This window comes from Mesobacillus jeotgali (genome assembly GCF_014856545.2).
GTDB lineage: Bacteria > Bacillota > Bacilli > Bacillales > Cytobacillaceae > Mesobacillus.
This window is the reverse complement of sequence record NZ_CP109811.1, coordinates 1,760,621-1,783,484: the sequence shown is the minus strand read 5'-3', so window position 1 is coordinate 1,783,484 and position 22,864 is coordinate 1,760,621. Positions and strand designations below refer to the sequence as shown.

The window sequence follows — 22,864 nt, the reverse complement described above, 5'->3', positions numbered from 1 at the left end:
CACTACCTTTCGAAAAGGAATTGCTTCAATCTAGCTGTAAAACTCCTGTTATCTGTCTTTTCGGCATTGTAGCTCGCATTATTGATATATTTTTCGATAATCGCTGCCATTCCTTTAGAAGCTTGTGACCGTTCATTGAACATTGTAAATGGAATCTGGCGTTTTACTGCTTCCTGGACAGTTTTATCATCCGGCAGCATTCCAAGCTTGATCGGTGTCCTTCCTAAAAACTTCCCAAGAACATCGTCCAGTCTGGCCATCGTATCGTTGCCTTCTTTGATGGAACCTGCCCTGTTGACAACCAAATAGAACGGCAATTCTGAATCTGACAGGTGGATGTATTTCATAGTAGCGTATGCATCCATCAAGGAGGTGGGCTCTGTCGTGGTGATGACAAATATCTCGTTGACAGACAGGAGGATCGCTAAAGTCTCCTCGTTCAAGCCGGCTCCCATATCAAAAATCAGATAATCATACTTTCTCAGAACTTCACTTAAACTAGAGATAAAGTAATCGACGCCAGCACGGTCCATCCTGACTAATTGGCTTAAGCCTGTCCCGCCTGAGATATACTCGACACCGTGTGGCCCCTGAAAAATTACCTCCTCCATCGATGATTTTCCTGAAAGAAAATCGGCAATGGAAAGTGAAGAACTTCTCCCCATCAAAATCTCGATATTCCCCATACCGATATCCAAATCAAACAACAAGACCTTATAGCCTTTTTTGGCGAGGGAGATCGAGAAGTTGAGCGAGAAATTCGATTTCCCGACTCCGCCTTTTCCGCTGACCACTGCGAGCGTCTTCGCTTCCTTGGCGGGAGTGTTTGTTTTAAGTCGGTTTCTTAATTTTTCTGCCTGGTCATTCATAGGTGCTGACTCCAAGAATAGTATTTGCAATAATATTTGGCTTTGCCTCGATCAGGTCATCTGGCACATCCTGACCATTGGTCAAATAGGCAATTCCAGTTGAAAATTTCAACGCCATATTGAGCATTGCTCCATATACCGAGGTTTCATCAAGTTTTGTGAAAATGAATTTATCAATATGGATCAGCGAAAATTGCTGCCTGATTTCCTCCATATCTTTTTGTTTTGCCGTCAATGCCAGGACAAGAAAAGTTTCCATATCCTTTCCGAAATCGATGACATCTTTTAGATCGTTGACATACTTTTGATTCCTGAAATTACGTCCTGCTGTATCGATGAAGACAAGGTCATAGTCCGCGAATTTATCTGTTGCTGCCTTGAAGTCCTCCATGTTGTAGCAAACTTCTATTGGGACATCGAGAATTTTCGCATATGTTTTCAACTGCTCAATTGCAGCAATTCGATAAGTGTCTGTGGTGATAAAAGCAACTTTCTTCTGGTGCTTCAATACACAATCAGCAGCGATTTTTGCCAGTGTAGTCGTTTTTCCAACGCCTGTCGGCCCAATGACATTGACAAATTTCCTTTTAAAAGAAATACCTTCGAATGTAAGAGGAGATAGCTTTTCTTCAATTGCCAGTGCACACCATTCGGTTATTTCTGCTTCACTTGCAGCCGCTCCGCCGAGATACCATTTCTCAAGAAGGAATCCAGCTATTTCATCAATGATTTCTTGATTTATATCCATATCCCTCAGGAATTGGATTTGCCTGCTGATTGGTTCTGGCAAAGAGACTCCTTCGATTTTTCCTGATTCCTTAAGCAGTTCCTTAAGCTGTGAAATTTCTTTCAATAGTTCCTTGTCCGCTTTTTGCGGTGTTTCCATTACAGGTTTCACCTGAACAGCTGATGCATCCTTTTTGGATACTTCTCTCATTACCACAGGGCGAGTATATTTACCTGGTTGATCCACACTGGCAGCCTTTGAACTTAAGTCGGTGTCTGGGTCAATGGCAGCAATTACCTCAATGCTATTTTTCTTGAAAAAGCCCATGAATCCTCCTGTCTGGACGACACGGGAATTAAGGATCACTGCCTCATTGCCCAGCTCCCCCCTGACGAGTTTCATTGCTTCAGGCATGGATGAAGCTGTATACTTTTTTACTTTCATTCTACATTCACCACCCCGACACTTTGGACTTCGACATTTGCTTCAAGTTCGTTATAAGACAATACAGGTATTTGCGCAAAATACCTTTCTGTCAGCTGGCGCACATACATCCTGACCGCAGGTGAACAGAGGATAATCGGCGTTTGTTCCATTATGCTCAATTGCTCTACCTGGTTTGCCACAGATTCCAATATTCCTTGAGATACTGCAGGGTCCAGGGATAGGTAGTTTCCGTGCTCTGTTTGCTGAACACCTTCCGCTACCACCTTTTCTACCCTTCCCGATAGTGTAATCACCTTCAGAGTTTCACCATTTCGGGAATATTGGTTCGTGATTTGTCTTGCAAGGGCCTGACGGACGTATTCAGCAAGGATATCTGTATCAGTTGTCACTTTTCCATAATCAGCAAGTGTTTCGAATATAATTGGCAAATTCCTGATTGAGACATTTTCCCTAAGCAGCTTGCCAAGCACTTTTTGGATTTCACCAACTGATAAAGGATTCGGTGTCGCTTCCTCAACAAGGATCGGATAGCTTTCACGAAGGTGATCGATCAGCTGCTTCGTTTCCTGTCTGCCCAGAAGTTCATGTGCATTAGCCTTTATTACTTCTGTAATATGCGTCGAAACAACAGAAGGCGGATCGACTACTGTGTAGCCGAAGATTTCTGCCTGCTCCTTCATTTCTTCCGTGATCCATTTAGCAGGCAAACCGAAACTTGGTTCGATTGTATCGATACCTTCGACAGAATCATCATCTATTCCAGGGCTCATTGCCAGATAATGATCAAGAAGCAATTCTCCCCTGGCCATTTCGTTCCCTTTGATTTTCAGTCTGTATTCATTCGGCTGAAGCTGGATATTGTCCCGAATTCTGACTACCGGAATGACCAGCCCAAGCTCAATGGCAAGCTGCCTTCTGATCATGACAATCCGGTCCAGAAGGTCTCCTCCCTGATTAGCGTCAGCAAGAGGTATCAAACCATATCCGAATTCAAACTCAATCGGATCAACATTCAAAAGATTAACCACACTCTCAGGACTTTTCATCTCGTCCATCTGAATGTCTTCTTCCATTTCCTGCAGCTGCTGCTTATCGGGCTCAGGAACACGGGAGAATGAGTAGCCGCCAAATGCCATCAATGCCGCAATCGGAATTGTCAGCAAATCGTGGATCGGCGTAAACAGCCCCAGCAGGAAAATCGTGGCTGCACCGACATACAGCATTTTAGGATAAGCCAACAGCTGCGAAGTAATGTCAATACCAAGGTTTCCATCAGATGCAGCTCGAGTAACCACAATACCCGTCGCTGTCGAGATCAAAAGTGCAGGAATCTGACTGACAATCCCGTCACCAACTGTCAACAGGGAGTATTTCTGGGCAGCATCTCCAATCCCAAGACCTTGCTGTGTCATGCCGATAACAATCCCGAATATCAAGTTGATCAGGACGATGATGATTCCCGCGATGGCATCTCCCTTTACGAATTTACTTGCACCATCCATCGCACCGTAAAAATCTGCTTCTCTACTTACTTTTTCGCGTCGTTCGCGTGCTTGCTGTTCAGAAATCATCCCGGCATTCAAATCAGCATCGATACTCATTTGCTTACCAGGCATCGCATCAAGGGTAAATCTTGCTGCAACCTCTGATACACGCTCGGAACCTTTCGTGATGACAATGAACTGGATAATGATCAAGATCAGGAACACGACCATCCCGACGACAACATTCCCCCCGACAACGAATGTACCGAAGGTCTCAACCACCCCTCCAGCTTCACCTTTTGAAAGGATGGAACGCGTCGTCGAAACATTCAAACCAAGTCTGAATAAAGTTAACAACAGCAGCAGTGAAGGAAAAACAGAAAACTGGAGCGGTTCAGTCATATTCATTGTGTTCAACAGCACCAGAAGTGCAATTGAGATGTTTACCATGATTAGTACACTTAGCAGCCATGGCGGAAAAGGAATGATCAACATGGCTACGATTAAGATGACACTAAGCAGGACGGACAGGTCTCTTGCTGACATACTACTTCTCTCCTAAACACTGCATACCTGAAGAATTACAGCACTTTATTTTTTGTTTGATACACATAGGCCAGGATTTCTGCCACCGCTTTGAAAAACTCCTCAGGGATGGCATCACCGATCTCAGCCTGGCTGTATAACGCCCTCGCCAAAGGACGGTTCTCGACAGACATAATCTCATTTTCCTTGGCAATCAATTTAATCTTCTGTGCGACAAAGTCAACACCCTTAGCCACAACGATCGGAGCATCAGCCTTTTGCTCGTCATACTTTAATGCGATCGCGAAGTGAGTTGGGTTCGTAATGACCACATCTGCTTTTGGAACTTCTTGCATCATCCGCCGCATTGCCATCTCTCTTTGCTTCTGCTTAATCTTAGACTTGATAAGAGGATCCCCTTCGATGTTTTTATACTCATCTTTCAAGTCTTGTTTTGACATGCGGATACTTTTCTCATAATCATATTTTTGGTACAGATAATCCAATAATGATAAAAATAGCAATGCTCCGGAAGCAAAAAGGCCCATTTGGAGTGTCAGCCCGGCAATAGTTGCCAATGCAGCACCCACACTCTTATTAGCGAGGAGAAGCACCTCGTCCAATCGCAACCACAGAACTGAGAAAGCGATCACACCTACGAAGGTGATTTTAAGGATGGATTTTAGCAATTCAACGATTGCCCTCATTGAAAAAATCCTCTTGAAGCCGCTGATCGGATTGATTTTCTCTAGTTTCATTTGGATTGCTTCAGTCGAAAACATATAGCCGACTTGGATGTAGTTGGCAGCAACCCCTGCAATCAACGCAACGATCATGACGGGACCCAGGAAGATGACCAATTCAGCTAATATTTCAATCACAATAGATTCGATATTATTCGAAGTCAAATCCATTAACATGTAGTTTTGTAAGGAATGGCGAAGGACCCCGATGAGTCTCTCCATCATCACACTGCCAAAGAACATCAAAAACAAAAACACAGCAAGAAGGACAATGGCAGTATTGACGTCCTGGCTTTTGGCAACCTGTCCTTTTTTCCGAGCGTCCTGTCTCTTTTTGGGAGTCGCTTTTTCTGTTTTTTCACCGGCAAAATACTGCAGGTCTAACCTTAAAAACTCCATTTATGCTCCTCCGATCATTTCCATCAAACCCCTCATGGTCGCAAGAGTAGTGGAAAACAGATCCGTTATAACCATGATCAGCACGCCCATTACCGCAATAAGTACGAGAAAGCTTACACCGATTTTCACTGGCAGCCCGACAACGAATATATTCAATTGCGGGACGGTCCTTGCTACAATCCCAAGGGCAACATCAACCAGGAACAAGCTGCCGACCACCGGCAAGGACATCTGGAAGGCGATAATGAACATTTTATTGAAAGACAGGATGATGAATTCCGCAATATTTTCATTCCCAAACGGTATGGTCACCTGATCGATCGGGATAAAATCATAACTGTAAAATATACCATCCATCAACAGATGATGGCCGTTTACAGTCAGTAAAAACAAAAGAGCAATCGTATATAAATACTGCCCCATCAGCGGACTCTGTGCCCCTGTCTGTGGATCGATGACATTCGCAATGGCAAAGCCCATCTGGAAATCTATGAATCCCCCGGCAATCTGGATGGCAGCCATCATCAATGCTGCAATGAAGCCTATGAATAAACCAACCATTGCTTCTTTGATGACCAGCAGGAAATATGTGCTGTCTATTGCGATTTCAGGGGGTCCAATTGCTGTAAACATGATGATAGAAAGCATGAATCCAAGCCCTACTTTATGAGACGCGGGAATCGTCCGATATGAAAATAAAGGCATCATCAAGAAAAAGGATGTCACCCTTACAAATATCAGCAGGAATGCCGGAAACGAAGGAATGAAATCTAGCATCTCATCAGCCTACAAACCTAGTAAGATTCGAAAAAATCTCCGTCGCATAGCTCAGCATATAACTTAGCATCCATGGACCAAAGAAAACGACTCCGACCAGCACGGCCACAATCTTTGGCACGAAAGCCAGTGTCTGTTCTTGGATTTGTGTAGTTGCCTGAAAAATACTGACGATCAAACCAACTACCAGTGCTAAAATCAACAATGGCCCTGAAATCATTAAAACTGTATAAATTCCTCGTTCTGCTATTGAGATAACACCTTCTGATGTCATTTACATTCACCTGCTTAAAAACTTTGTAATAACGATTTCACGACTAAATACCATCCATCTACCATTACAAATAGTAAAATCTTAAATGGAAGAGAAATCATAACTGGCGGAAGCATCATCATACCCATGGACATCAGGACACTAGCGACAACCATATCGATCACCAGAAAAGGGATGAAAATCATAAATCCAATCTGGAATGCTGTTTTGATTTCACTGATGGCAAATGCAGGAACGAGGGCAGTCAAAGGAATATCCTGAACCGATTCAGGAGTTTCAGCCCTTGAATACTCCAGAAATAACGCCAAATCCTTCTGCCTCGTATGCGCGCTCATGAATTCCTTGAAGGGAATTGATGCCCGCTCATAGGCTTGCTCCAAATTGATTTCTTCATTAAATAAAGGTGTCAGAGCTTGTTCATTCACTTCATGGAAAGTAGGTGCCATGATAAAGAATGACAGGAACATCGCAAGCCCGACCAACACTTGGTTAGGCGGCATTTGCTGTGTTGCAAGCGCCGTTCTGACAAAGGAAAGAACGATGATGATCCTTGTAAAACTTGTCATTAAAATCAAGATGCCTGGCGCAATCGAAAGTACAGTCAGCAGGAGCATCAGCTTTACGGATGTTGATACACTCTCAGGAGAACTGCTGTTGAAAAACTCCATAAACTCATTCATTTTTTTCTGACCCTTTCTTCTGTATCTCCTCAAGCATTTTCTTTCTTCCGCTTGCCATATCATTCAGCTGGTTCTTCAGCAATGCGGAAAATTCGGAACGCTGATTGCCGCCGTCTCTTTTCGCTCTTTTAAGCAACTTTGTCACAATATCGCTTGGCTGTACAAGCTGCTCCATTTTATTGTTATATTCCTGAATGACTTGGCTGTACTCTTCCGGGTCGTCAATTTCCTTTAACAGCTGTATGTTCTCTCCCACGCCAACAATGAGAAGCTTATTGCCCGCTTTTACAATCTGAACCGATCTGTTGGCTCCTAAGCTGGTGCCTCCAAGATTTTCAACAAGCTGCGAGCTTTTATAGGTCATGCTCTTCTTATTGATGAATTTGAGGAGGAAGTAGATTAATGCTGCCACAAAGGCCGTAGCAAGGATCATCCTGACGAAATCCATGAAATTGACCCCTACCTGGGATTTTTCATCGTCTGATTGGTTTGTTCTCTTATCTGCCTGTCCATCATCACACGACTCAGGATTTTTCAAACAATCCTGCACACTTTTATTTAGCTGCTCTGCACTCGCCAAGCCAATTGGACTGAACAGAGCAGCTAATAAGAAAAGAATTGTCGAGGCAGTTCGGATTAATCTTAACAATTTGCCGCACCCTCTAAATGATAAAAGTTCACTAGCTTAATGTTTTGGAAATCGCTTCAATAACGCGATCAGCCTGGAATGGTTTTACGATGAAATCTTTAGCTCCTGCCTGGATCGCATCGATGACCATTGCTTGCTGGCCCATCGCCGAACACATGATAACCTTTGCGTTCGGATTGATTTTTTTAATTTCTTTTAAAGAAGTGATGCCATCCATTTCCGGCATGGTAATATCCATTGTGACAAGGTCAGGCTGAAATTCTTTATATTTTTCAAGTGCCTGTGCTCCATCTGCTGCTTCTGCGACGACTTCAAAGCCGTTTTTTGTCAAAATGTCCTTAATCATCATTCTCATGAAAGCCGCATCGTCTACGACTAAAATCTTGTTCGCCATTGAAATTCCCCCTGAAGATTATTTTAATTTTTTAATGCGGTCGCTCTGGCTGATTATATCAGTAACCCGGACACCAAAATTCTCATCAATTACTACTACTTCTCCCTGGGCAATCAATCGATTGTTAACCAGGATATCGACTGGTTCTCCAGCGAGTTTGTCCAGTTCGATGATTGAACCAGATCCGAGCTCAAGGATGTCTCTGACTGAGCGCTTCGTCCTGCCCAGTTCAACCGTCACCTGCAGCGGGATATCAAGCAGCATATCCAGGTTCTTTGTTTCCGCCTGCTGAGGCTGTGATGATTCGAAGCTTGAGAACACTGCTGGCTGGACTGTAGGCTGTGCGCCAGTCATCACATTGCCAAAATGCTGTGGTCCCGATTGCATCGGTTGAGAATAGCCATGCTGTTGTGGAACATTTTGATAGGTTGGCTGCTGATAATAAGCCGGCTCCTGATGTACTTGATATTCCGGCTGTTGCATTGGTTGATAATGGGCATTATTATGGTTTTCCTGTGTTGGATTTGCTTTATTTTGTTCAGGCTGATTACCTTGCGGGAATGTTGGTGCCTGGATTTCAGGTGCTGTCTCTTGTGCTGTCCCAGGATTTAATAATTCATCCACCAGGCTTTTAGCGAAAGTAACTGGCAAAAGCTGCATAATATTCGAATCTATTAAATTGCCGATTTTTAACGAGAATGAGACCTTCACCAAAATATCATCTTCGGGAATTGATTCAGTGCCTTCTCCTTCCACGACATTCAACAGATTGATATTGGGAGGTGAAATATCAACTCTCTTGCTAAAAACTGTAGACATTGAGGTAGCCGCAGATCCCATCATCTGGTTCATTGCCTCTTGAACAGCACTCAGCTGGATTTCGTCCAGTAAATCCCTTGGATTCAATCCGTCGCCGCCCAGCATTAAATCTGCGATGATCGCCGCGTCATTTTGCTGGATAACAAGCATATTGCTGCCGCTGAAACCTTCTGTGTAATAAACCTGTACGGCCACATAAGGATCTGGAAAAGCATCTTCCAATTTTGACTTGTGTACTACCGTAACCGTAGGGGTATTAATTTCTACCTTCTGGTTCAATAAAGTTGATAGTGCTGTAGCTGAACTGCCAAATGATATATTGCCTATTTCTCCTAATGCATCTCTTTCCATAAAAGAAAAATAGTCATCCACGTTCATTGTATTTTCTGTTTCTTCTGCTTCATCAGAGGTTCCTCTAAGAAGCGCATCGATTTCATCTTGAGATAACATGTCATCGCTCACCATCATCGTCTCCTCCCTTAAATGTATCAAACACTTGAATGGCTAACTTTTTGTTCAATTTCCCTGGCTGTCCAACAAATTTAGGGATATCTCCGACTTTTATCAGTAAAGGCTGGTCTATTTGCTGATTCAGTTCAATTACATCGCCGATATCAAGCATCAGGAAGTCCTGAATCGAGATTTCAGACGAGCCAATTTCCGCTGTAATTGAGACATCAGCCTTTTGGATTTCACTCTGCAGTACTGAATTTTCGATTGGCAAGCTTTGTTTCTTATCGGACTGCATCCAATATTTCACTGAAAGTTTAGGAATGATCGGCTCCAGCACTACATGCGGTATACATATATTGATCATTCCGCTTGCTTCTCCGATCGTAGTGTTCAACGAAATCACCACGACGGTTTCATTCGGGGAAACCATCTGCAAAAATTGCGGATTGATTTCAAATTCCGAAAGCTGCGGATCGATATCAGAAATCGAACCCCAAGCTTCCCTGAAATTCTCAAAAGCTTTCTCAAACATATTGGACATGATTCTGGTTTCGATTTCTGTCAAGCTATCGACTTTATTATGGCTTGAGCCTTTTCCTCCAAGCAGCCTGTCCATCATTGCGTATGCAATGTTAGGGTTGACCTCCATCAGGATCCTGCCCTCAAGCGGTTCTACATCAAATACATTCAATATCGTCATCTTGGGAATGGACCGGATGAATTCCTCATAAGGGATCTGGTCAGCTGACGCGACATTGATGTTTACATATGTCCTTAACTGGGCGGAGAAAAAAGTAGTCAATAACCTGGCAAAGTTTTCATGGATTCGGGTAAGGCTGCGGATTTGATCTTTCGAGAAACGCAAAGCTCTTCTAAAATCATAAACTTTAACCCTTTTTTCTACTTGTTCTTTCTTTAATTCATCCGCATCCATTTCTCCTGTTGATAATGCTGATAACAAAGCATCAATTTCGCTTTGCGACAATACATCTCCCGACATGCTCCTCACCTCCATAAAGTTACGGTAATTTATTTCAATCTGTTATTGGAGGAGAGAACCTGTTATGTAGACCTTTTTGACCTTTCCTTCAAGCATCAGGTCATTTATCTTCGTCTTTAGGACTTCTTCAAGGTTCATCTTGCCTTCCTTGCCTTGCAGTTCTTCTGCCTTCTTCTCGGATAGTTCATAGATAATCAGGTTTTTCACCTGAAAATCTCTCTTTTGCAACTCTTCTTTTGCTTTTTTGCCGTCTGTTTCAATTTTAAAAGATATCTTTATAAAATCATTTGATGCAAGGTTCGTCGTTACCTCGGGAATGTCTACGGAAGCCTCGAGCACCTCATCGATGCTTGGCTCTTTTTCACCATCTTCAGCTGTAAGTTTCATAACCGCTACCACAGCGATCGTCCCTACAAGCAATATGGCTACCAGCATGACCGACATAATCATTACCAGCTTATTATTCTTCATGATTCAGTTCCTCCAACATTCGCCCTCCAAGAAGGCCGACACTCTGATAAAATTCCTGGATCAACTTGCTCACTTCGTCTTCACTTTCCCTTACGACATACTTTCGTCCGTTGGTCAAGGTAATTGTTGTGTCTGGAAAAGCTTCTACTACTTCGATAAATAATGAATTAATCCTAAATGATTTACCATTTAATTTCGTTACTTTAATCACTATAATTCACAGGGGCTAAAAGGATCTCCCTTTCAGCCCTGCTCCTCTCCTAGTCTATCGTTTTAGGTTAATCAATTCTTGAAGAATTTCATCAGAGGTTGTAATAATTCTAGTATTTGCCTGGAAACCACGCTGAGCCGTGATCATTTCGGTAAATTCTTCTGATAGATCTACGTTAGACATTTCGAGTGCTCCGGACGCTACAGTTCCATAACCGTCCCCTGGAGTACCAATATTCGCTGTACCTGAGTTAACTGAGTCCTGAAACATATTGTTACCTACCTTGCTAAGACCTGCTGCGTTACTGAATTTAGCTAGAGCAAGAACACCTAGAGTTTCTACTCGACCGTTTGAGAAGACACCGCTGATTTCACCCGTTTGACCAATACTGAAGCTTTCTATTGCACCTTGGGTGGTTCCGTTAGGTGAGAATAGAGCATTCAAGTTCCCAGCAGTTGAAGTAACGTTTCCTAGTGAAATTGATAGGGGGATTTGTTCCCCATTGGTTGTTCCATTATCGACAGATAAAGTTCCAGATTGTTGAGTAATCCTCCCATTATTAATTGTAATGACCAAATCAGTTAAAGAACTTCTTGCTCTATCTTGTAGAGTAATTTCCCATTCACCTGAAGTTCCAGTTGAATTAACACTCAACTCAATTGTATGTTCCTCACCATTACTATCTACAACTTTGATTTGTTGCAGCTGTTCAGTGTCACCAGCAACTCCAGTTGGAAAATTTCCATCAATTTTCAACTCGGTTGATTTCTGAGCGGGCAAAATAGAATTCACATCCACTTTAATATCTTCAAGAACCCCATTATTGTTGGATTGAACTTTATATCCATCACCATTAACAAGTGTCCCTTCCTCATCAAGATAGAAGTTACCTGCGCGAGTGTAGAACTGTGCATTTCCTTGCTTAACAACAAAATAACCATCACCTGAAATTGCCAGGTCAAGAGATCTTCCTGTTGTCTGCAAACTTGATTGTGTATCAATCGTATCTATTGTTGCAATAGTGGATCCCAGTCCTACTTGCATAGGATTTTTTCCACCCTTTCCGTTTTGTGCAGCACTAGCGCCGGAAATGGTTTGGTTCATTGTGTCCTTGAAAGTAACACGGCCCTTTTTAAAACCGTAGGTATTTACATTGGCAATATTGTTGCCGATTACGTCTAGTTTTGTTTGGAAGTTTTTCATTCCACTGATTCCTGAGTACATTGAACGAAGCATTATTTAAAACTCCTTTCGATTTGGGGGCTGCTTCAATCGGTCCACAGCCCAGGCCTCCGTAAAGGTCCAGCCTATTTTTTTAATTTTCCATGACGATTGTGCCATTTATATTGGTGAATATTTGTTCCGCTGCTTCCTGCCTGCCCATGGCTGTAATGACCGTGTTGTTTTTCGCGCTGACAATCAGCGCCGCGTCTTTCAGCAGAACAAGTGAATCACTCACGCCTTTGGCTTTAGCCTGACTAACTTTTTCCTCAATCCTGTTCCAGCGCTCCTGGGATATGTTAATTCCTCGCTGCTCCAATCGTTCAGTTGCATGCTTGCTTATGGTCAGTCCATTCTTTGATTGGATTGCACTCTGTAATTGCAAGGAAAATGGTGATTGTGCTAAATTGTTGGCTTTCACAGGTTTTTGGTGATTCCTGTTAACAGGCAGTGAATGAATTGGACGGAATTGCGTTTTATCCATTACACCACTTCCTTGTGTTATTGAATTTTTGTAATCTGTGAAGAAATGATGCTTGTGTTATTCTCATCATCCAGCAAGTAAGATGTCTTGCCATTTTTAAATGAAACAGATAGGACATTAGCAGATTTCTCTTGGTTATTTTCATCAAGATAGCTAATGGTCTTTCCAATCAACATGCTCGCCTGCAGCATATGGTTCTCGCTGGACAACTCATTGATCTGCGAAATATTTGCTGGTTCCAGGGTCGTGCCGTCCTCAAGTACAAAAGAAACTGTATCTTCCTTGAACTGGACTGAGGCAACCTTTCCATTTCCTTGTTTAACGGTTTCCTCGCCATTTGCACTTTCAATCTTGTGCCAGGTAATATCCTTGCCCACGAACTGGCTATAGGAAATCATTTTGTTTTGTTGTTCAGCCTGAACGAAACGGTCGATTGATTTTCCCATATTCGTGATCTGCTCAAGTGTCGAAAATGTTGCCATTTGCGCTATGAAATCTTTATCCTGCATCGGATTCAAAGGATCCTGATTCTGCAGCTGGGTCATCAAGATTTTCAAAAAATCATCTTTCCCGAGAATATCTGAACCAGCTTTCCTGTCCTTTTGAAGATTGGACAGCAGATAAGTAGAATTGATCGTATTCACCATTGTCTATCTCCTAAGCTTCAGTATTTAGCAGTGCTTCTTCGAAGGAGAGATTAAAATCCCCTTTTTCGTCTTTCTGTTCTTGCTGCCCTCTGTCTGAATGTCTTTGCTGCTGCTCGGAATCCTTGTTCAGGAATCGTTCTTGCTGAGCCTGCTGCTGAGTCACTTCAATCCTATCCACCGAAAGGTTCTGTGCAGCAAATGCTTGTTTCAGCCCATTAATCTGTGATTCGAGTGTTTCCTTTGCCGTACCAGAGGTGGTTATGATTCTTGCCATCATCGTTTGATCCCTCTGGAAAAGCTCGATCCGGATGCTTCCCAGGTGCTCAGGGAATAACTTGATGAATAATTTCTGTGTTCCGCCACTGTTCATGAAATGTGATTTTGAAAGGATTGATTCAAACTGTTTCATTAATTGTTCAGCTGAAACTGGCCTTTCTGGGCTGTTCATCGTTAACATCAACTGTTCAGCTTTGGTCATTTGTGGAAGGAAACCAAGTGTTCCTGGTGCCCCTTCCGTTTTCAAACCGGAGCTGGGATCTGCAAAACCATTTCCCTCTGTGAATAATTTTTTTGAAGCAAGGTTTAGGTCGACTGCTAACTGGGTAAATCGTTTTTGTAAATAATCGGTATTTGAATTGTTGTTATTTGTTCCTAAAAAGTCCTTTAAAGCTTCACCGAGACTTTTCAGAGATTCCTTTATAGAATCAGAGTTTTTAAAATTTTGACCATCAGCATATCTGGACATTAATTCATACAGCTTCAGTGCCTTTAAGGCTTGTACATCACTTTGGTCTAATTTCATCGTTAGTTCATCCGCAGGCTGATTAGCAATACCTGTTAATAAAGCCGCTATGGAAGCCAACAGCTCTTCATCAGAGGCATTCGTCAATTCCACTCCATCAGCACTGGACCACTTTTGGATAAAAAGTTTCAATTCTTCATTATTGATCCCAAGCTGTGACAGCGCCTTATTTAATAGACTTCCAGAATCTGAATTCAGCATATCCAGAAGCTTCATCCCATCTTCCAGCTCTAAAAGGTCCGATACGTTAATGAGTTCTGCCAGCGAACCTAGTTCCTCTAGTTTTTCTCCATCTTTAGATGCTTCAGTTGCGGCGGGTGAATTAGTTTTCCCTGATAAAACTGTTGACATGAACCCGGCAAAACTTCCATCTTTTCCTGTCTTATCGGCTACTGGCTGCTTCCCCGCGGCAATGGTATTAAAAAACCCAAGACCTCCTATTTCCATGTTTTCACCTCCTCTCAAGTCTCGTTACACCAACTAATTACCGTTCGTTTCGTTCGTCAGTAATTCTGTATATTTAGCTGCTTCTTCGGCTGGAAGTTTCTCCATAATGGCTGCAAGTGACTCCGGCTTGATATTTGTCAGAATCTTAACCGCTTCGCTCGTTTCCATATTGGAGATAATCGGTGCCGCACTCTTTGCTGACATCGTTTCATACGTTTTGACGATTTCCCGGAAGGCTCGCTTGTTTTCTTCCTGGATCGCAGTCAATTCCTCTATTTGTGCCTGCAGCTGTGCTTTTTCCAGTTCCATCCGTTTCAGCTGTGTATCCTTACTGTCGATTTTCGACTGAAGTTGTTCCATTTTTGCTTCTCGGTCTTTAATTTCCGCTTCAAGGCTGATGATATTTTTTTCAAATTCATCGGTGGACGGCTGGTTCTCTTCACTCACATACTGAGAAATGAATGGTATTTTTCCGCCAATGTCCTTCGCAGTTTCAAAAATATTGATCCCTAGAATTGAAAGAGCAACCAGAGCAATTACAATTGCAAACAAGCTTGGGATGGCAACCACCATCAAAAACCAATGGAACTTATTTTCTTCCTGACTATCCTTTTCCTCCACTTTCTGTGCCATTTGATCACCTAATTTCCCGGTTCATATATTGCTGAATCGAGACTTCGTCCATCATCCTGCTCTCTGCATATTTTTCAGCTGCAAGAAATTGAAGATGGTCTTTCTCTTTGATTTTTTCGTACTTTTTTACTTCTTGATTTTTTTCCATTAGCTTAACTTGTTGATAGTTCATGATATTTCTAGCGTTCATCACGACTTTTTGATAGTGAGCAATCGATTTTTCCAGATTTCCGATAAATTGTTGATGGTGTCGTATTTCCTGGACAGGTAAACCATCCAGCAGCCGGTCTGATTGGAAACACTCAATGTCCTCTTTTTTCTTCAGCAGATGATAGAGCCGGTCAGCAGCCTCTTCGAATTTTTTGACTGATTCCTGGTAAACGACTTGAGCTTCGTCTACTTCTCTCGTCTTGAGTGAAAGGATCTTATCAAACTTGAATTGATATTTCATTGAACCATCAACCTTTCCTTACTAGCTGCAATAGAGCCTGGACACTCTCATTAATTGAAACTTTTTCATTGGTTCCTTGTTTTAAGAAATTAAGAATTTGCGGGTATCTCATAATTGCTTCGTCTATTTCTGCAGATGTGCCTTTTTTATATGCGCCGATATTGATCAAGTCCTCAGCATTGATATAGGTGCTTAATAATTCCCTCAATCTTTCTGCTGCTTTGACATGATCATCTGAAACAATATTGTTCATGATTCGGCTAATGCTTTTTAACACGTTCACTGCCGGGTATTGGCCTTTATTGGCTAATTCCCTGTCTAATACAAAGTGGCCATCTAGAATTCCCCGTACCGTGTCGGCGATCGGCTCATTCATGTCATCACCATCTACAAGCACAGTGTAAAAGCCTGTGATGGATCCAAATTCATTTGTCCCTGTCCTTTCCAGGAGCCTCGAGAGGATGGCGAACACTGAAGGAGTATAGCCTTTAGTAGTTGGAGGTTCGCCAACTGCCAGTCCTACTTCCCGCTGGGCCATTGCTACCCGTGTAACAGAGTCCATCATCAGCATGACATTCAAACCTTTGTCGCGAAAATACTCTGCAATGGCTGTTGCCGTATAGGCACCTTTAATCCGCATCAATGCAGGCTGGTCAGAAGTGGCGACAACCACAATAGAACGTTTTAACCCTTCCGGCCCCAAATCACGTTCTATGAATTCCCTGACTTCCCGGCCACGCTCACCAATAAGTCCAATGACATTCAGGTCTGCGGTAGTATTTCTCGCAATCATTCCCAGCAAAGTACTCTTCCCGACACCACTTCCGGCAAAGATCCCAACACGCTGGCCGCTGCCGACTGTGAGCAGACTGTCAATCATCCGGACTCCAACTTCGATTGGTTCTGAGATTGGCGGCCTGCTCAAAGGGTTGGGCGGATCTTGTTCTGTTGGAACGGATGCCAATCCTTTTGGCAGGCTGGATTGGTCGAGCGGAACCCCCAGAGAATCAACTACTTTCCCGATCATACCAGGACCAGCTTTGATTTCAAGCGGTTTCATTGTCGTTTCAACGAGACTTCCGGGTGATATATCATGAATGGATGTATACGGCATCAAAATGACATTTTCATCTTGAAAGCCGACAACCTCGGCCTGGATTTTTCGCTTCTTCTTAGTGCCAACATGAATAAAGCACACATCACCTATAGAACTTTCAGGACCCTGAGATTCAATCATCAAGCCAACAACTCTCTTTACACGTCCATAACGTTTAAAACTATCCATAAAATCGACATGTTCCAATAAATCCTCGGCCTTCATTATTGTTCACTCTCCAGCATTTCAAACAGCTTAATTTTGATTTCCTCCAATTGGCTGTCTACACTTGCGTCAATCCTGCCATTTTCTGATTCTATGATGCACGAAGTCTCCTCAAGCTCATCATCCGGGTAGATATAAAAATCAATGTCCTTTGGAAAGATGGCAATCAGTTCTTCTTTTTGAGCAAGCAGGTCCTGGTAGTGTTTTGGATGTACATGCAGCTGAATATCTTTATAATCTCTGGAGTTTTTTAATGCTCTTTTCACAAGGGCTAGAAAACCTTCAGCTGCTGCCAGTTTTTCGCCAAGTATCTTCCCTGCAATTTTCACTCCGAGATCAAGAATGACCTTTTCTGATGATTCTATATGATGCTGGTAATCCCGTTTCGCTGCATCAACTGTTTCCTGGGCAAACAAAATTGTTTGACGATAGTCTGCATAACCCTGGTTTTTGCCTTCTTGATATCCTTGCTCAAAACCAAGCTGCCTGGATTCTTCGGCTAAAAGGGAACTTTGCTGCTCCCATTCTTGCTTTTCCTGGTAGATTTGCTGCCGGATCTGCTCCGCATCTTCCATTGCCCTTGAAACTATGTGGTTGGCTTCCAATGCGGCATTATCCAGGATTCTCTTTCTTTCATCTTCTGTATGAGTGAAGACCTGGGGAACATCTTGCTGACTCGTTGCTTCCAGCATCCTGATGGAGATGACCTTCTTTTCTGAAGATACTGTACTGGTATATTGAGATTTGATAAGCCTAGACAATAATATCATCTCCTCCGCCACGGGCAATGACGATTTCACCAGCTTCTTCCAGACGTCTGATTATTGCGACAATCCTTGACTGAGCTTCTTCAACATCCCGCAGCCTTACAGGACCCATGAATTCCATTTCATCCTGGAAGGTTTCAACCATTCGTTTAGACATATTTTTAAAGACAATTTCTTTCACTTCATCACTTGAAACTTTAAGAGCAAGCATGAGATCTTCATTTTCACAGTCTCTGATCACACGCTGGATTGCACGGTTATCCAGTGTGACAATATCTTCGAACACGAACATCCGCTTCTTGATTTCCTCTGCAAGCTCTGGATCCTGAATTTCCAGGGCATCAAGAATCGTGCGCTCGGTTGCACGGTCCACTCCGTTCAATACATCAACAACAGCTTCAATACCGCCAGTTTGCGTATAGTCCTGAGTAACAGTTGCTGAGAGCTTCCTTTCAAGAATCTGCTCCACCTCATTGATGATTTCTGGTGATGTGCTGTCCATCACGGCTATGCGCCGGGCGATATCAGCCTGGACATCCTGTGGCAGTTCAGACAAAATCTGGCCTGCTTGGGCTGAATCCAAATAAGAAAGTATAAGAGCAATTGTTTGCGGATGCTCATTCTGAATGAAATTGAGAATTTGTCCGGCATCCGCTTTTCGTGCAAAATCAAATGGTCTAACTTGCAGTGATGAGGTCAATCTATTGATGATCACTGCCGCCTGATCGGTTCCCAGCGCCTTTTCCAATACTGTTTTCGCGTAGCCGATTCCACCTTGGGTGATATAATCCTGTGCCAGCGCGATACTGTGGAACTCTTCCAGAATTTCTTCCTTTGCCATCGAGTCAACCTTTTTCACACCAGAGATTTCAAGTGTAAGTTTCTCGATCTCTTCTTCACTTAAATGCTTATAAACCGAAGCCGAAACATCTGGGCCAAGAGAGATCAGGAGGATTGCAGCCTTCTGTTTTCCTGTTAATTCTTTTTGGTCTTTCCTCACTATTGGTCCTCCTCCTAATCCTCAGAAATCCATGTTCGCAATAATTTAGCGAAATCCTCTGGCTTTTCTTTCGCCATTTTTTCCAGCTGCTTTTTCTTCATAGTTCCCTCTGTCTCAAATTCCTTGTTCACATCAGGAACACGAATTTGTTCATACTTTTCTTCCATTACATATTCTTCTTCTTCAACTGCATTCTTCCTGGACCTCATGAATAGAAGCAGCAGGATTATGATTGCGGCGAGCAGCAAACCTCCTACAAGATAGATCCACCAAGGCAGTTTTTCTACAACGTTATTCTCGAATGTAATCTTTCCATTGAACGGCTGCACAGATACAACGACCTTGTCTTCTATTAACTCATCAGTCAGCTCCGTTCCAAGAGCATCCTTATCAATGGTTGTCCTGACAATCGTCCCCAGGATTCTTGTGATATCTTCTACTCTTTCCTGCGGCAGTGAACTTTCGTCATCCGGTGTTGGCGGTTCTACCATGACCTGGATGCCGAGGTCTCTCACCTTGTATGGGCTTTCGATAATTTCCTTGCGGATTCGGCTGACTTCATTATTTATTGTTTCTTCGACTCTTTCATAATCGCCATTCCCACTTGCACCCTCTAGGTATTGAGAACCTGTCGTTTCACCAGGATTGCCCCCTTCCGGAATTCCACCGGCCTGGTCGGCGTTCCCTGTGAAGGTTTCAGTAATCCGCTGGGCGCTGATTGCGATTCCTTCCATATTTTCTTGATCAACAGGCTCTACGATGTTTTCTTCTCTGTTTTCCTGGGTAAAGTCTATATCGGCAGTTACGGAAACGACTACTTTGTCGTGACCCATAAGGGTACCCAGCATATTTTGCACTTGCCTTTGCACATCTCTTTCAATTTGCTGTTTAATCTGATGCTGGGAAGCAAAAGATGTCCCGCTGGAATTATTTTCATTTTTTAAATCGAAGTACTCAAAAAACTGATTCATGATGACGATATTATCTGTAGGAAGGTTCGGTACACTTTTAGCCACTAAGTGATATAGTGCGCTTATTTGGTCTTCCTTGAATTGATAGCCTGGGCTTGTATTTAGCACGATGGAAGCCGATGCAGGCTGTTCATTATCGCTGACAAAAATTCCTTTTTCGGGAAGGTTAATCATTACCTTAGCATCATTTACTCCATCGATCCCTTTCATCAGATTCGCCAATTCTGTTTGCATTGCTTCGAGTTTCAGAACAAAGAACTCATTGTCTGTCATACCCATTCCAGCATTCTGGCTAAAAAAGGTATAATCGATGCTGCCTGACTTAGGAATCCCTTCAGCCGCAAGCTCTACTTTCAAGCTGTCAACTGACTCTGCCGGTACCAGGATCGTTTTCCCGCCATCGGTAATCTCGGATGGTATGCCCCTGGCATCAAGGCTCTCTTTGATACTCCCTGTTTCAGCCGGTGAAAGATTGCTGTAAAGTGGCTCAAGAGAGGTCCTGGTAGTGAAATAAGCTGTAAGGACGGCAACTATTAGAACAAAGAAAATAGACGCACCAAGACCGATTTTTTGCTTTCTGGTGCGCCCTTGCCAGAAATCCTTCATTGTATGTATATACTTTTGAACGGTTTCTTTCATTTCAATCCCCCGGTTATTAAGTCTCTTCTTTTTATACAGCTAATAACCGATCTAATCTTAGTTTTTAGCTAATTATTAAACTTGCATTCTCATCATTTCCTGATATGCTTCAACTACTTTATTTCTGACTTCCATTGTAGCCTGCAGTGTAATGCTCGCCTTTTGGCTTGCTATCATTACCTGATGCAGGTCTACATTTTCCCCACGAGCCAATTTATTTGTCATCGCATCTGACTGAAGCTGTGTGTTATTTAAATTTTCAATAGATTGCTTAAGTACGGACGAAAAACTTTTTTGTGCTTCGTATGGTGTAGGTGTGGGAGTAGACACTTTTGTTTGAAATGGTTTGACCATTTGGCTGACAGAATTAATCCCAGCTGTGTTCATTTAGTTATCTCCTTATTTACCGATCTCAAGGGCTTTCATCATCATACCCTTGGAAGCGTTAAAAACTGTGACATTGGCTTCATAAGAACGAGTCGCACTTATCAAATCCACCATTTCCCTTAAAGGATCTACATTCGGGTAAGCAACATATCCTTCTTGATCAGCATCAGGGTGTTCAGGATCATATACCATCTTAAGCGGATTTTCTCTGTCCTCTACAATTCTTGATACTTTAACCCCATTTCCTGCTCCCGCTCCTTCGGTTTTCCCCATTGCTCTATTTAGGAATGAAGAAAAGTTTCCTTCCTTAGGTTCAAGGACAACCATCTTCCTGCGGTATGGCTCTCCATTTACTCCTCTTGTCGAATCGACGTTCGCCATGTTTGAAGAAATGACATCCATCCTTAGGCGCTGGGCAGTCAACGCAGAAGCTGTCGTGTTCATGCTATGAAACATGCTCATTCTTACTTACCTCCCCTAATGACTGTTTGGAGAGAGTTGAATTTTCCATTAATCCTCTCAGTCAGCGCATTGTAGTAAATTTGGTTCGTAGCCAGGTCGGCCATTTCTTTATCCATATCAACGCTGTTCCCATTTTCGTTATAATTCACAAACGGATTATTAACGACTCCAGGCAAAGTGTTCGCCCTGCTGCTGAATTCATAATGCCGGGCGTCAGATCTATTTGCTTGAAAGGATTGTCCCATGACATCCTGGAACACAGCCTTAAAGGACACATCCTTCGCTTTATAGTTCGGTGTATCAACATTCGCGATATTCTGCGAAATGACTTTCTGCTTTGCAGAAGAATAGTTCAACGCATGCTCGAGGGTTGATACTGTATTTGAAAACAACTTCAATTTTTGCACCTCGCAATTGCTACACTGGATTATTTTGCTGGATTTTGTAATTCTTTGCTGAATTTCGTCATTATATTCCTAATTGTAAAGAATCTGAAATAATCTGTCTATGTACTTTCGGTTAATTTTTATCATGCATTATGCTCATTTTTCAAAATAGTCTAAAAGACCTATAAGTTTACTAATTTTTATATTTTTATTAATTCACACCAGTTTTTTGTAAAGTATTAAAAAAAAGATAGGAATAACGAACGAAAATTTGCTTGGTTTCTAAATTGCTTCGAGGGCAAATTACCTATATTATTTTACCTTTTTTCCATTATTTTCTTCATTAAAATTATTCGTTCTCCTATGATAAAAGGAGGAGTGTAAAAGAATCGAAATAAATTTGTAACATTATGCTGTTAACTCCTTTCGCATCTGGCCGAATCTAGATGCTCTTTAATATAAAGAATAAAAAAATCCGCTGAACTTCAGCGATTTTTTATTCTTTATTTAGTTGCTCTTAAGCTTTTCAAGTTCAAACAGGAACTTGTCATTTAAAACCTTGATATAAGTTCCTTTCATTCCTAGGGAACGGGACTCGATTACGCCTGCACTTTCCAGCTTACGCAGCGCGTTGACGATTACAGAACGAGTGATGCCGACTCTGTCAGCGATTTTTGAAGCTACCAGCAAGCCTTCTTTTCCGTTAAGTTCTTCGAAGATGTGCTCAATTGCTTCTAGTTCACTATAGGATAGAGAACTGATTGCCATTTGTACTACAGCTTTGCTGCGAGCTTCATCTTCAATCTCTTCAGCCTTTTCACGAAGGATTTCCATCCCTACCACTGTTGCGCCATATTCAGCTAGAATAAGGTCATCATCGTGGAATTGTTCTTCGAGACGGGCAAGGATCAGTGTTCCCAGGCGCTCACCGCCGCCGATGATCGGCACGATTGTTGTTAACCCGTTTTTGAAAAGCTCTTTGTTTTCAACAGGAAATGCTGTGTACTCACTGTCCACATCCAGGTTAGGTGATGTCTCCTGGATATTGAAAAGATTCTTTGTGTACTCTTCAGGGAATTGGCGGTCTTCAAGCATTTTTACCATGCGCTCGTTTTCAATTTGCTGATTGATTCCTACGCCTAATAGCTTCCCTCTGCGGCTGACAACGAAGATGTTCGCTTCGATGACTTCGCTTAGCGTCTCTGACATTTCTTTAAAGTTTACCGGTTTGCCGGCGGCTTTTTGGAGCAGGGCATTAATTTTTCTAGTTTTTGATAGTAAGTCCATTGATTCTTCCTCCTATTTGCTTCAAACAAAATTACAT

Annotated in this window: 27 protein-coding genes; all 27 read right to left on the bottom strand. The window is 42.5% G+C overall.

Annotation, left to right across the window (positions count from 1 at the left end):
- Positions 1 to 2: 2 nt before the first annotated feature.
- Positions 3 to 869 carry a MinD/ParA family protein gene (locus tag FOF60_RS08835; RefSeq protein WP_192470351.1) on the bottom strand — a complete coding sequence of 289 codons (867 nt, stop codon included), beginning with the start codon at positions 867 to 869 and terminating at the stop codon, positions 3 to 5.
- Positions 862 to 2,040: a flagellar biosynthesis GTPase FlhF gene (gene flhF / locus FOF60_RS08830; RefSeq protein ID WP_192470350.1), complete on the bottom strand. Its 1,179-nt coding sequence runs from the start codon at positions 2,038 to 2,040 to the stop codon at positions 862 to 864. The genes FOF60_RS08835 and flhF overlap by 8 nt, the downstream gene beginning before the upstream one ends.
- On the bottom strand, positions 2,037 to 4,073 hold the full coding sequence (gene flhA, locus FOF60_RS08825) for a flagellar biosynthesis protein FlhA (protein ID WP_192470349.1): 2,037 nt from the start codon (positions 4,071 to 4,073) through the stop codon (positions 2,037 to 2,039). Before flhA ends, flhF begins: the two co-directional genes overlap by 4 nt.
- Before the next feature lie 35 nt (positions 4,074 to 4,108).
- A complete protein-coding gene (gene flhB, locus FOF60_RS08820; protein ID WP_192470348.1) occupies positions 4,109 to 5,194 on the bottom strand; it encodes a flagellar biosynthesis protein FlhB in 1,086 nt (361 codons plus the stop codon).
- Positions 5,195 to 5,971: a flagellar biosynthetic protein FliR gene (gene fliR / locus FOF60_RS08815; protein ID WP_192470347.1), complete on the bottom strand. Its 777-nt coding sequence runs from the start codon at positions 5,969 to 5,971 to the stop codon at positions 5,195 to 5,197.
- 4 nt (positions 5,972 to 5,975) lie between these two features.
- On the bottom strand, positions 5,976 to 6,245 hold the full coding sequence (gene fliQ, locus FOF60_RS08810; protein WP_192470346.1) for a flagellar biosynthesis protein FliQ: 270 nt from the start codon (positions 6,243 to 6,245) through the stop codon (positions 5,976 to 5,978).
- A 14-nt stretch (positions 6,246 to 6,259) separates the two neighbouring features.
- Entirely contained in the window at positions 6,260 to 6,925 is a 666-nt protein-coding gene (gene fliP / locus FOF60_RS08805) for a flagellar type III secretion system pore protein FliP (protein ID WP_192470345.1), read from the bottom strand.
- Positions 6,918 to 7,574 carry a flagellar biosynthetic protein FliO gene (locus tag FOF60_RS08800; protein WP_225649862.1) on the bottom strand — a complete coding sequence of 219 codons (657 nt, stop codon included), beginning with the start codon at positions 7,572 to 7,574 and terminating at the stop codon, positions 6,918 to 6,920. The genes fliP and FOF60_RS08800 overlap by 8 nt, the downstream gene beginning before the upstream one ends.
- Before the next feature lie 31 nt (positions 7,575 to 7,605).
- Positions 7,606 to 7,968 (bottom strand): response regulator, encoded by a 363-nt coding sequence (locus FOF60_RS08795; protein WP_041967240.1) that lies wholly within the window; start codon positions 7,966 to 7,968, stop codon positions 7,606 to 7,608.
- A gap of 18 nt (positions 7,969 to 7,986) precedes the next feature.
- Positions 7,987 to 9,252, bottom strand: a complete 1,266-nt coding sequence (gene fliY, locus FOF60_RS08790; protein WP_192470395.1) for a flagellar motor switch phosphatase FliY — start codon at positions 9,250 to 9,252, stop codon at positions 7,987 to 7,989.
- On the bottom strand, positions 9,239 to 10,240 hold the full coding sequence (fliM, locus tag FOF60_RS08785) for a flagellar motor switch protein FliM (protein WP_192470344.1): 1,002 nt from the start codon (positions 10,238 to 10,240) through the stop codon (positions 9,239 to 9,241). The genes fliY and fliM overlap by 14 nt, the downstream gene beginning before the upstream one ends.
- A gap of 42 nt (positions 10,241 to 10,282) precedes the next feature.
- Positions 10,283 to 10,711 (bottom strand): flagellar basal body-associated protein FliL, encoded by a 429-nt coding sequence (gene fliL / locus FOF60_RS08780; protein ID WP_192470343.1) that lies wholly within the window; start codon positions 10,709 to 10,711, stop codon positions 10,283 to 10,285.
- A complete protein-coding gene (locus FOF60_RS08775) occupies positions 10,701 to 10,922 on the bottom strand; it encodes a flagellar FlbD family protein (protein ID WP_167831742.1) in 222 nt (73 codons plus the stop codon). The genes fliL and FOF60_RS08775 overlap by 11 nt, the downstream gene beginning before the upstream one ends.
- A 54-nt stretch (positions 10,923 to 10,976) precedes the next feature.
- A complete protein-coding gene (locus tag FOF60_RS08770; RefSeq protein WP_192470342.1) occupies positions 10,977 to 12,158 on the bottom strand; it encodes a flagellar hook protein FlgE in 1,182 nt (393 codons plus the stop codon).
- 79 nt (positions 12,159 to 12,237) lie between these two features.
- Positions 12,238 to 12,627 (bottom strand): TIGR02530 family flagellar biosynthesis protein, encoded by a 390-nt coding sequence (locus tag FOF60_RS08765; RefSeq protein WP_192470341.1) that lies wholly within the window; start codon positions 12,625 to 12,627, stop codon positions 12,238 to 12,240.
- Positions 12,628 to 12,644: 17 nt separating this feature from the next.
- On the bottom strand, positions 12,645 to 13,274 hold the full coding sequence (gene flgD / locus FOF60_RS08760) for a flagellar hook assembly protein FlgD (RefSeq protein ID WP_192470340.1): 630 nt from the start codon (positions 13,272 to 13,274) through the stop codon (positions 12,645 to 12,647).
- A gap of 10 nt (positions 13,275 to 13,284) precedes the next feature.
- Entirely contained in the window at positions 13,285 to 14,523 is a 1,239-nt protein-coding gene (locus tag FOF60_RS08755) for a flagellar hook-length control protein FliK (RefSeq protein ID WP_192470339.1), read from the bottom strand.
- 33 nt (positions 14,524 to 14,556) lie between these two features.
- A complete protein-coding gene (locus FOF60_RS08750; protein WP_192470338.1) occupies positions 14,557 to 15,156 on the bottom strand; it encodes a MotE family protein in 600 nt (199 codons plus the stop codon).
- Positions 15,157 to 15,160: 4 nt separating this feature from the next.
- Positions 15,161 to 15,607, bottom strand: a complete 447-nt coding sequence (fliJ, locus tag FOF60_RS08745; RefSeq protein ID WP_192470337.1) for a flagellar export protein FliJ — start codon at positions 15,605 to 15,607, stop codon at positions 15,161 to 15,163.
- 7 nt (positions 15,608 to 15,614) lie between these two features.
- Positions 15,615 to 16,928 carry a flagellar protein export ATPase FliI gene (fliI, locus tag FOF60_RS08740; protein ID WP_192470336.1) on the bottom strand — a complete coding sequence of 438 codons (1,314 nt, stop codon included), beginning with the start codon at positions 16,926 to 16,928 and terminating at the stop codon, positions 15,615 to 15,617.
- Positions 16,928 to 17,698, bottom strand: a complete 771-nt coding sequence (gene fliH, locus FOF60_RS08735) for a flagellar assembly protein FliH (protein WP_192470335.1) — start codon at positions 17,696 to 17,698, stop codon at positions 16,928 to 16,930. Before fliH ends, fliI begins: the two co-directional genes overlap by 1 nt.
- Entirely contained in the window at positions 17,682 to 18,698 is a 1,017-nt protein-coding gene (gene fliG / locus FOF60_RS08730) for a flagellar motor switch protein FliG (RefSeq protein ID WP_192470394.1), read from the bottom strand. Before fliG ends, fliH begins: the two co-directional genes overlap by 17 nt.
- Positions 18,699 to 18,709: 11 nt before the next feature.
- The gene (gene fliF, locus FOF60_RS08725; RefSeq protein ID WP_192470334.1) at positions 18,710 to 20,305 is read right to left on the bottom strand and encodes a flagellar basal-body MS-ring/collar protein FliF; all 1,596 of its coding nucleotides are present in this window, start codon (positions 20,303 to 20,305) and stop codon (positions 18,710 to 18,712) included.
- A 75-nt stretch (positions 20,306 to 20,380) separates the two neighbouring features.
- On the bottom strand, positions 20,381 to 20,659 hold the full coding sequence (gene fliE, locus FOF60_RS08720) for a flagellar hook-basal body complex protein FliE (protein WP_251613475.1): 279 nt from the start codon (positions 20,657 to 20,659) through the stop codon (positions 20,381 to 20,383).
- Between the two features lie 45 nt (positions 20,660 to 20,704).
- Entirely contained in the window at positions 20,705 to 21,154 is a 450-nt protein-coding gene (gene flgC / locus FOF60_RS08715; RefSeq protein WP_192470332.1) for a flagellar basal body rod protein FlgC, read from the bottom strand.
- A gap of 2 nt (positions 21,155 to 21,156) precedes the next feature.
- A complete protein-coding gene (gene flgB, locus FOF60_RS08710; protein WP_192470331.1) occupies positions 21,157 to 21,552 on the bottom strand; it encodes a flagellar basal body rod protein FlgB in 396 nt (131 codons plus the stop codon).
- A gap of 495 nt (positions 21,553 to 22,047) precedes the next feature.
- The gene (gene codY, locus FOF60_RS08705; protein ID WP_167831756.1) at positions 22,048 to 22,827 is read right to left on the bottom strand and encodes a GTP-sensing pleiotropic transcriptional regulator CodY; all 780 of its coding nucleotides are present in this window, start codon (positions 22,825 to 22,827) and stop codon (positions 22,048 to 22,050) included.
- Between the last annotated feature and the right edge of the window lie 37 nt (positions 22,828 to 22,864).

Bases quoted from the DNA above. Each gene is read 5' to 3' on its own strand.
- FOF60_RS08835 (WP_192470351.1), bottom strand. From the start codon at position 869: ATGAATGACCAGGCAGAAAAATTAAGAAACCGACTTAAAACAAACACT.
- flhF (WP_192470350.1), bottom strand. From the start codon at position 2,040: ATGAAAGTAAAAAAGTATACAGCTTCATCCATGCCTGAAGCAATGAAA.
- flhA (WP_192470349.1), bottom strand. From the start codon at position 4,073: ATGTCAGCAAGAGACCTGTCCGTCCTGCTTAGTGTCATCTTAATCGTA.
- flhB (WP_192470348.1), bottom strand. From the start codon at position 5,194: ATGGAGTTTTTAAGGTTAGACCTGCAGTATTTTGCCGGTGAAAAAACA.
- fliR (WP_192470347.1), bottom strand. From the start codon at position 5,971: ATGCTAGATTTCATTCCTTCGTTTCCGGCATTCCTGCTGATATTTGTA.
- fliQ (WP_192470346.1), bottom strand. From the start codon at position 6,245: ATGACATCAGAAGGTGTTATCTCAATAGCAGAACGAGGAATTTATACA.
- fliP (WP_192470345.1), bottom strand. From the start codon at position 6,925: ATGAATGAGTTTATGGAGTTTTTCAACAGCAGTTCTCCTGAGAGTGTA.
- FOF60_RS08795 (WP_041967240.1), bottom strand. From the start codon at position 7,968: ATGGCGAACAAGATTTTAGTCGTAGACGATGCGGCTTTCATGAGAATG.
- fliY (WP_192470395.1), bottom strand. From the start codon at position 9,252: ATGGTGAGCGATGACATGTTATCTCAAGATGAAATCGATGCGCTTCTT.
- fliM (WP_192470344.1), bottom strand. From the start codon at position 10,240: ATGTCGGGAGATGTATTGTCGCAAAGCGAAATTGATGCTTTGTTATCA.
- fliL (WP_192470343.1), bottom strand. From the start codon at position 10,711: ATGAAGAATAATAAGCTGGTAATGATTATGTCGGTCATGCTGGTAGCC.
- FOF60_RS08770 (WP_192470342.1), bottom strand. From the start codon at position 12,158: ATGCTTCGTTCAATGTACTCAGGAATCAGTGGAATGAAAAACTTCCAA.
- FOF60_RS08765 (WP_192470341.1), bottom strand. From the start codon at position 12,627: ATGGATAAAACGCAATTCCGTCCAATTCATTCACTGCCTGTTAACAGG.
- flgD (WP_192470340.1), bottom strand. From the start codon at position 13,274: ATGGTGAATACGATCAATTCTACTTATCTGCTGTCCAATCTTCAAAAG.
- FOF60_RS08755 (WP_192470339.1), bottom strand. From the start codon at position 14,523: ATGGAAATAGGAGGTCTTGGGTTTTTTAATACCATTGCCGCGGGGAAG.
- FOF60_RS08750 (WP_192470338.1), bottom strand. From the start codon at position 15,156: ATGGCACAGAAAGTGGAGGAAAAGGATAGTCAGGAAGAAAATAAGTTC.
- fliJ (WP_192470337.1), bottom strand. From the start codon at position 15,607: ATGAAATATCAATTCAAGTTTGATAAGATCCTTTCACTCAAGACGAGA.
- fliI (WP_192470336.1), bottom strand. From the start codon at position 16,928: ATGAAGGCCGAGGATTTATTGGAACATGTCGATTTTATGGATAGTTTT.
- fliH (WP_192470335.1), bottom strand. From the start codon at position 17,698: ATGATATTATTGTCTAGGCTTATCAAATCTCAATATACCAGTACAGTA.
- fliF (WP_192470334.1), bottom strand. From the start codon at position 20,305: ATGAAAGAAACCGTTCAAAAGTATATACATACAATGAAGGATTTCTGG.
- fliE (WP_251613475.1), bottom strand. From the start codon at position 20,659: ATGGTCAAACCATTTCAAACAAAAGTGTCTACTCCCACACCTACACCA.
- flgC (WP_192470332.1), bottom strand. From the start codon at position 21,154: ATGAGCATGTTTCATAGCATGAACACGACAGCTTCTGCGTTGACTGCC.
- codY (WP_167831756.1), bottom strand. From the start codon at position 22,827: ATGGACTTACTATCAAAAACTAGAAAAATTAATGCCCTGCTCCAAAAA.